General features: G+C 70.7%; 4 protein-coding genes. All 4 read right to left on the reverse strand.

Annotated features, from left to right (window positions below):
• Positions 1-109 precede the first annotated feature (109 nt).
• Entirely contained in the window at positions 110-505 is a 396-nt protein-coding gene (locus tag AB1578_23360; GenBank protein MEW6490837.1) for a PA2779 family protein, read from the reverse strand.
• Between the two features lie 173 nt (positions 506-678).
• Positions 679-1,098, reverse strand: coding sequence for a hypothetical protein (locus AB1578_23365; GenBank protein ID MEW6490838.1), 420 nt, complete (start codon positions 1,096-1,098; stop codon positions 679-681).
• 12 nt (positions 1,099-1,110) lie between these two features.
• A complete protein-coding gene (gene floA / locus AB1578_23370; protein MEW6490839.1) occupies positions 1,111-2,094 on the reverse strand; it encodes a flotillin-like protein FloA in 984 nt (327 codons plus the stop codon).
• The coding region (locus AB1578_23375) for an NfeD family protein (GenBank protein ID MEW6490840.1) at positions 2,091-2,479 on the reverse strand (389 nt) is incomplete at its 5' end. The genes AB1578_23375 and floA, both read right to left, overlap by 4 nt.

A 2,479-nucleotide genomic window follows, 5' to 3' on the forward strand; every position in this document is an offset into this window, starting at 1 on the left:
TGGGCGGCACCGTTGCCCCACCGGGGCACGTATGCCGCCCAACGGCCGACGTGGCCGTGCCCGGCCGCCGACCGCCGACCGCTGGCCGCTGAAAGCCCGGACCACCCCCCTACCGGACCGTCTTCTTCACGAAGGGAAAGACGTTGGTGAAGCCCAGGATGTCGGTGATGAGGAGGACGATGAAGATGAACAGCACGGCTCCGATGACCACGCCGACTCCGTTCCCGGCCGCCGGCAGCCGGTCCCACTCGTCCACGGCGCGCCGGGCCTCGGCGTCGGTGAGCCCGGCCACCCGGCGCACCGCCTCGGCCCGGTCCACCCCGAGGGCCTCCAGGGCCTGGGCGACCTCTTCGCGCTCCAGCACGGAGACCAGGCGGGCGTGGGGACCCTCCACGGTGGCTCGGGTCGGCACCCAGCCGGCCACCGCTGGCGACGTGGGAAGGGAAAGGCAGAGCACCGCGAAGGCCACCACCAGGGACGTGAGCTCTCTTGCGGAACGGCGCATGGATACCTCCTCGAAGCTGGGCTAGGGAACCGCGGCGCGTTGGAGTTTACGAAAATGGTGTTCCGGTCTCAAACGCCAAGTTCCCGGGCCGCCTTCCGAGACCGGCTAGGTCCGGGGTCGCGTGCCCGGGGATAGGTTCTCTCGGGACCGATCGGGTGCGAGCCCGCCGACGCCTAGGCCCCACCCCCCCGGTCCGCGCTTCCCATCCCTTCCAGGCCCCGGCAAGGACCCAGGATTTCGCGCAGCACGATGCCGCGCCGGACCTCTTCGCGGCTGAGCCGGGGCTGCATGCGCCGGGGGCCTCGCGCCGTGGCCGGCAGGGGCGCCGGCTCCGCTGCGGCCCTGGGCGGCGGGGCGGGGCGACGCACGGGCGTCGGGGCTGCCGGGGCCAGCACCCTGGGGGGCGGCGTCTGCTCGGGCAGGGGAGGGGGCTCCTGCGGCCACGGCCAGGAGAGCTCTTCCTCGTAGGCCTCGGGCACGCGCGCCTCCCGAGGCGGCGGGGCGCGCTGCTCCATGCGTTTTCGGAGGAGCCGCATCAGGTGGCTGCCCAGGGCGAAAACGAGAAAGACCAGCAGAAGAAAGAACTGCTCCATCGGCCAGCCCTCCTACTTGCGCTTCGGCGGGGTCTGAATCTCGGGCTCGGTGCCGGCGATGGACTCCCGCATGGTGGTGTCGGCCTGTACGTTCTTCAGCCGGTAGAAGTCCATGATCCCCAGGTTGCCCTGGCGGAAGGCCTCGGCGATGGCCTTGGGCACCTCGGCCTCGGCCTCCACCACCCGGGCCCGCATCTCCTGCTCCAGGGCCACGGCCATGGCGCGTCGCTCCTCGGCCTTGGCCTGGGCAATCTGCTTGTCGGCGTTGGCCTGGTCGATCTGGAGCTTGGCGCCGATATTCTCGCCCACGTCCACGTCGGCGATGTCGATGGAGAGGATCTCGAAGGCCGTGCCGGCGTCGAGGCCCCGGGCCAGGATGTTCTTGGAGATGTGGTCGGGGTTCTCGAGCACGTCCTTGTGGCTGGCCGCCGAACCGATGGTGCTTACCATGCCCTCGCCCACCCGGGCGATGATGGTCTCCTCGCCGGCGCCGCCCACCAGGCGGTCGAGGTTGGTGCGCACGGTGACCCGGGAGACGGCGATGAGCTGGATGCCGTCCTTGGCCACGGCGGCCACCCGGGCCGTCTCGATCACCTTGGGGATGACCGACATCTTCACCGCTTCGAGCACGTCGCGGCCTGCCAGGTCGATGGCCGCCGCCCGGTTGAACGGCAAAGCGATGTTGGCCTTGTCGGCGGAGATGAGGGCGTTGACCACCCGGGTGACGTTGCCCCCCGCCAGGTAGTGGGCCTCGAGCTCGTTGATGGAGACCTGGAGACCGGCCTTCACCGCACTGATCCTCCCGGTGACCACCACCGAGGGGGGCACCCGGCGAAACCGCATCCCGATGAGGGTGAAGAGGCCCACGTAGGCACCGGAGGACCAGGCCGCGAGCCAGAGCGGTACGGGGATCAGGTAGAGGACCATGCCAAGGCCTACGACGACGAGAATCAGGAGTCCGATGGCGCCGAAGGCGCCCGTGTCGACCGTGATCATGCCTCTCTCCCTTCGTTCGGGGACCGCAGTCTTCGCACCACGACCCGGTTTCCTTCCACGCGAACCACCTCGACGGGTTGGCCCGCTTCGATGAGATCTCCCTGGGACACCACGTCCACCCTCTCGCCATCGAACTCCGCAATGCCGGCGGGGCGCAGGGGCGAGAGGCTCACGCCCCTGCGGCCGAGCCACCTGCGGTCGGCTTCGGGGGCCGAGCCGAAGCCGGCCTCCACCGGCAGCTCGGTGTCGAGCACCAGCCTGCGGCCGATGGGAAGCTTGGGAAGAACCCGCAGCAGCACCAGGGACGCGCCGATGGCCAGGAGGAGCGAGAGCGCCACCCGCCCCGACGCCGCGACCACGGCCCCCCAGGTGGCCCCCGCCCCCA

Source organism: Thermodesulfobacteriota bacterium (assembly GCA_040756475.1).
Taxonomy (GTDB): Bacteria; Desulfobacterota; Deferrisomatia; order Deferrisomatales; family JACRMM01; genus JBFLZB01.